This is a genomic window from Terrisporobacter muris (genome assembly GCF_024621905.1).
GTDB lineage: Bacteria > Bacillota > Clostridia > Peptostreptococcales > Peptostreptococcaceae > Terrisporobacter > Terrisporobacter muris.
In genome coordinates this window covers 1-5780 of the sequence record NZ_JANKBY010000234.1, presented here as the reverse complement: position 1 = coordinate 5780, position 5780 = coordinate 1, and the positions used below count along the sequence as shown (strand labels likewise).

Genomic DNA, 5780 nt, shown 5'->3' with positions numbered 1-5780 from the left:
ATCTTAAGAAAAAAAGAAAGTATAAATAAAACAATAATATTATGTTAGAATATAATAAGATTTACTTAAGGAAGTAATCTTTTATTTTGGAAAATTTCATGTATAATAAAATAGAAAGAGTGATTAGTATGACTTGTAAAGAACTATTTTTAAAAGTAGATGACATATTACTAAATAGTGATAAACCATCTGTTGAAATTAGAAAATTAATTAATGAAGGAGAGTTTAATCAAAAGCCCTTTATTAAGGTTAAAAATTTGGAAGATATAGAACAGAACTTAGTTCATCATCCTGAAGGAAACGTGTTAAACCATACACTATTAGTAATTGATAAAGCATGTGAGTATAAAGAACAATCTAAAGATAAAAGAGTATTTATGTGGGCTGCTTTTTTACATGATCTAGGTAAATTGACAACAACAAAAAAAAGAAAAGGCAGAATAACTGCTTATGGACATGATTTACAAGGAGAAATATTATCTAGACAATTTTTGCATCAAGTGACAGAAGATGAAAAATTTATAAATGAAGTATGTATATTAGTAAAGTATCATATGCAACCATTATTCTATGATAAAAAATTACCATATTTTAGAGAAAAAGAAATTATTAATGATTCTGATTATAAAGAAATAAGCTTACTCTCACTGGCTGATAGACTGGGGAGGTTGAGTTTGTGTGAAGAAAAAGTAAAACAAGAAGAAAAAAGGATAAATAATTTTAAGAACTTTTTTGCTGACAAATATAAATAGGAGGGAATATATGAAGTTACTAAAAGTAGCAGCTTTAGTATTTGTTATGTGTATAATGACAACAGGCTGCGATACAAGTAGTGATTTACCTGAAAATCTACTTGATGATAATATTGTATATGATAAAGGAAATAGTGAATTATATACTTTCATAAACAAATCTTTAGATGGAACCACATTAGTCTTGCCGGATAATTCTAGTGAGGTTGGACAAATAAATGAAGTAGACTCAAATATAATTGCATTTCAAAAAAGGCAAGATGTGAATTTAAAAATAAATAAGGTTGGTTTTGTACTCGTTTCTAAAAATGATGAAGGGTATACTCTAGAGGATAGTTATCTTGAAGAAGGTGAAGAAATAGAATATGCAAACTTTTATGATTTGAATAATGATGGAAATGATGAAGTCATATTACTTATAAATAATAAGTCAGTAATCACTATGAATGTATATAGTATAAAGGATAATAAAGTTAAAAAAATATCTAAAGTAAAGCCAACTTGGATAAAAGACTATAAAAAATATACTCAAATGAAAATAAAAGTAGGATTTATTGATAATGATCTAAAGCTAGATATTTTAATGATGAATTATGATAGTAGTAATGGTGAAATGTATGTAACTATGTTGAATTATTCAAAGGATAATGAATTATCAACAACTAATACCATTAAAATACCAAATGTAAAAAATCTAAATGATTTATATTTAGTAATTGGAAAGGTCTACAATAATAAAAAAGGCATAATACTAAGTATACCTACTTTAAAAGAGAATGGTTATGGTACACAAATATTATTTATAAAAGATAATAAACTAAAAAAAGTATTTGATGATGATAAACTCATATTAAACTCTTATTATGTGCCAGTGAAAGATGCAAATAGTGATGGGATTATAGATATACCTGTATTAAATAATAATATGATTGAAACCTTCACATCAAATAGTAAACCATCAGCTCTTATAAGCTGGAGAAAGTGGAATAATAAAACTGGCAAAGATGCAGATACAATATTTATAAGTCAAGTTTATTATAACTATAAGAATAATTTTAAATTTTTAGTACCAGATAATCTTGCAAATAAATTATATATTCAAAAGAATATAGTAGGTGATACACCGTATTATGTGTTTTACTACTATGATAAGAGTAGTAAAGAACCATTGGAATTATTCCAAATAGGTATATCTCCTAAAAACTTAGTTGAAGACACTAAAGCAAGTCCTAAAATGGACACTATATTGGCTGAAACAGACAATAATTATTATCAATTAGTAGTTAAAAATAAAGATGCTTTTGAAAAATACGACTTAACATTGGAAAATATGAAGGAATATTTTTCTATAATTTATAAATAGAAATTGAAATTTTGGGAGGAATTATTAAAAAATGAAGGAAAAAATATTAGTCTTAGAAGATGAGATAGGTATAAGAAGCTTTGTAAGTATAAATTTAAAAAGAGAAGGATATGAAATAATAGAAGCAGGAAGTGGATCAGAAGCTATAGAGCAACTCTCAAATCATCCGGATATATCAATAGCATTACTTGATGTGATGTTACCTGATATGAGTGGTATAGAAATATGTAAATTTATTAGACAACAATTTGATCAAATTGGAGTTATAATGCTTACGGCTAAAGGCCAAGAAGAAGATAAACTAGAAGGGTTTATATCTGGTGCAGATGACTATATTGTGAAACCATTTAGTATAAAAGAATTATTAGTTAGAGTTTCAGCTCTCATAAGAAGAGTCAAAAAAGATGAAAATAAATTTAAGAGTAATGAAATAATATCTGATCCTTTTGTATTAAATATAGATAAAAGAAAATTATACAAGAGTGGATTAGAAATAGAATTAACACCTACGGAGTTCTCCATAGTTAAGTATTTAATGGTAAATGCTAAAAAGTCATTAAGTAGAGATCAAATTTTAAATGAAGTATGGGGAAGTAATTATTTATATGATTTTAAAATTGTAGATGTTAATATAAGAAGAATAAGAAATAAAATTGAAGATGATCCATCAAAACCTAAGTACATCCAAACTGTTTGGGGCTATGGATATTGTTTTAGAAAGGATGAATAATAGGTGCTACATTTAGAAGGTCTGAGAAAAAGAGTCATAAAGTATTATTTTATAATGATAATTATAACAGTAGCATTATTTGAAGGACTATTTATGTTTTATCTTCAAAACTATTATTATAACTCAGCTAAACAGTCTTTAATTTCTCAAGCAAACTATACTATTGATATATATGATGGTGTGGGAATGGAGTCTACTAGTTTTGAAAATAAAGTTTCAAATATTTTTGAAAAAGGAAAAGTAAATAGTAATACAAATTTTTCTATTGAATTTATAGATAAAAATAAAAACTTAATATTAGACAAATATGGAATAAAAACCAATAAAAAATATGAATATGAAGATGTAAATAAGGCTTTAAGAGGTAGTAGTAATTTAACGCCGTATACTTATAATATTGTGGGAACAAACGAACATGTTATGAGTATATCAGTACCTCTTAAAGTAAATAATCAAATTGAAGGTGTAGTTAGATATAGCTTATCTTTAAGACAAATTGATAATACCATAATTAAACTTGTTTTCTTCTTTATTGTTGCAGGTGTAATTATTCTAATTATTGCTCTTTTACTTAGTTTAAGATTTGCAGAATCTTTAATTAAACCACTTAAAAACTTAAAACAGTTTGCTAACGAATTAGCTCAAGGAAATTACAATATTAAATTGAAAAAAGAGCAATTACACAATGATGAAATAGCAGACCTTGTGAAAACTTTTGAGCATATGGCAGTGGAAATAGATAAGAGTAGAAAATTAAAAGAAGAGTTTATATCTTCTGTATCACATGAACTTAGAACTCCTTTAACATCTATAAAAGGATGGAGTGAGACTTTAGCTTATGAGGGTATAGGTAAAGAAGAGCTAGACTTAGGTCTTGGAATAATACAAGATGAAACAGAAAGAATGATATCTTTAGTAGAGGACTTACTAGATTTTTCTCGTTTATCATCAGATAGAATTAGATTACAAATTGATATGGTAGATGTAACTAGACTGGCAAAGGGTGTAGTAACTCAGTTGGCGGTTAAGGCAAATGAAAAAAATATTACACTTCTTACAGAATTTAAAACAAAAGAAATTTTTGATATTCAAGGTGATAAAAATAGACTTAGACAAGTTTTAATTAACTTAGTCCAAAATGCAATAAAGTTTACTGCAGAAGGTGGATATGTAGTTGTAATAGTTTCTCAAGGTGAGGAATTCACTACATTTACTGTTACGGATAATGGAGTTGGTATTAAAAAAGAAAACTTAACTAAAGTTCTAGATAAGTTCTTCCAAGAAGATTACAATAAATCGGGCAGTGGCCTTGGTCTTGCCATAAGTAATGAAATAGTAAAATTACATGGAGGAAAAATGATAATAGATAGTGAAAAAGGAGTGGGTACAAGCATAACTTTCACACTGAAAAATAAAATTATAGAATCTATGTAATAAAAAGCTGTATCACTAAATTTGTGATACGGCTTTTTTGATATTGAATAATTATAATTAATAGGAAATAGTTGTAATAATTTATCTTTACTATACAATAATATTTACAGATAAATATTTATATCTTAATTTGGAGGGTACTATGGAAATAGATATCAAAGAGTTTAAACTACTTTGTGAAAAGGGTAGTGAAAGTTACAATGAAGATATGGTGGGAATATGTAAAAAAGGCGCATGGGTATTAGATGGAGCAACAGGACTAAATAATAAAAACTTAATATCTAAAGAAAGTGATGCCAAGTGGTATGTATCTTGGTGGAATAAATACTTAGAAGAAAACATAAGTAAAAATACATCTTTAAAAAAAATTGTATTAGACGGATTGGAAGATATAAAAAAAGAATATTTATTAAAGCTAAATGGATTAAAAATTGAAGAACTAGATACACCTTCAGCTTCTGCAATAATAATAAAGCTTTATGAAGATAAACTAGAGTATTTCCTTCTTGGAGATTGTACTTTATTATTAAATGACTTAAAGAAAAATACTATAATTAAAGATGAACGTGTTTGCCAATTTGATGAAGAAGTATTGATAAGAATGAGTGAGCTTAATAAAATAGAAAAGTTAAGTTTAGTAGAAAAAAAGAATATATTGCTTCCTCTTATAATAGAAAATAGGCTTAAGAAAAATAGTGAGGAAGGATACTGGATATTAGAGTTTAATAAAGAGGCAGTAGAAAAATCCATACATGGTTATATAAATATAGAAAATGAGCTTAAAATCATGATGAGTAGTGATGGATTTTCATGTGCCTGGGATAGGTATAATATTTTTACAGAAGATGAAGTTATGGAAATAGGACAATATAAAGGGATTGAGTATATTAAAGAGAAAACAAGGGAATTAGAAAAAGAAGATAAAAAGGGTAAGATATTTCCAAGATTCAAAGAAAGCGATGATTCATCTTGTATCTATTTACATATCATAAAAAAATAAAAGGATGGATTATATGAGGATATTGCACATTACAGCTCAAAAACCAAATAGCACAGGCAGTGGGGTGTATATGAGTGGAGTAATTGAAAGTTTGCATAAGTTGGGACATAAACAAGGGGTAATTGCAGGTATAGATATTAATGATGAAAAGAATTACTCAAATAAAAAGGTAAAGTTTTATCCTATGATTTATAATAGTGAAAGACTACCTTTTCCGGTCGTGGGTATGAGTGATATTATGCCTTATGAAAGTACAAAATATAAAGATCTTACTGAAGATATGATAAATAAAATTAAGGGAGAATTTACCTATATTTTAGATATGGCAATAAAGGACTTTAAACCAGATATTATTATATGCAATCATTTATATTTAATTACAAGTGTTGCAAGGGAAAGAGTGAAAGATATTAAAGTAGTTGCTATTTGTCATGGAACCTGTCTTAGACAATTAAAAAATATAGATTTAAATCATAATTATATAATTTCAAATATAAATAA

The 5780-nt window shown here is 26.6% G+C and carries 5 protein-coding genes and 1 pseudogene; all 6 read left to right on the top strand.

Features of this window, described 5'->3' with window-relative positions; all coding sequences use genetic code 11:
• The first annotated feature begins 86 nt into the window (after window positions 1-86).
• Window positions 87-752: an HD domain-containing protein gene (locus NSA58_RS14685; protein ID WP_052233174.1), complete on the top strand. Its 666-nt coding sequence runs from the start codon at window positions 87-89 to the stop codon at window positions 750-752.
• Window positions 753-762: 10 nt separating this feature from the next.
• A complete protein-coding gene (locus NSA58_RS14680; RefSeq protein ID WP_039681466.1) occupies window positions 763-2115 on the top strand; it encodes a hypothetical protein in 1353 nt (450 codons plus the stop codon).
• A 31-nt stretch (window positions 2116-2146) separates the two neighbouring features.
• Window positions 2147-2845, top strand: a complete 699-nt coding sequence (walR, locus tag NSA58_RS14675) for a cell wall metabolism DNA-binding response regulator WalR (RefSeq protein WP_039681467.1) — start codon at window positions 2147-2149, stop codon at window positions 2843-2845.
• A 3-nt stretch (window positions 2846-2848) separates the two neighbouring features.
• Window positions 2849-4279 (top strand): ATP-binding protein, encoded by a 1431-nt coding sequence (locus tag NSA58_RS14670; protein WP_039681468.1) that lies wholly within the window; start codon window positions 2849-2851, stop codon window positions 4277-4279.
• Window positions 4280-4421: 142 nt separating this feature from the next.
• On the top strand, window positions 4422-5279 hold the full coding sequence (locus NSA58_RS14665; RefSeq protein ID WP_039681469.1) for a hypothetical protein: 858 nt from the start codon (window positions 4422-4424) through the stop codon (window positions 5277-5279).
• 13 nt (window positions 5280-5292) lie between these two features.
• Window positions 5293-5780: pseudogene (locus NSA58_RS14660) on the top strand (glycosyltransferase family 4 protein); the annotation flags it as partial.

Bases quoted from the DNA above. Each gene is read 5' to 3' on its own strand.
- NSA58_RS14680 (WP_039681466.1), top strand. From the start codon at position 763: ATGAAGTTACTAAAAGTAGCAGCTTTAGTATTTGTTATGTGTATAATG.
- walR (WP_039681467.1), top strand. From the start codon at position 2,147: ATGAAGGAAAAAATATTAGTCTTAGAAGATGAGATAGGTATAAGAAGC.
- NSA58_RS14665 (WP_039681469.1), top strand. From the start codon at position 4,422: ATGGAAATAGATATCAAAGAGTTTAAACTACTTTGTGAAAAGGGTAGT.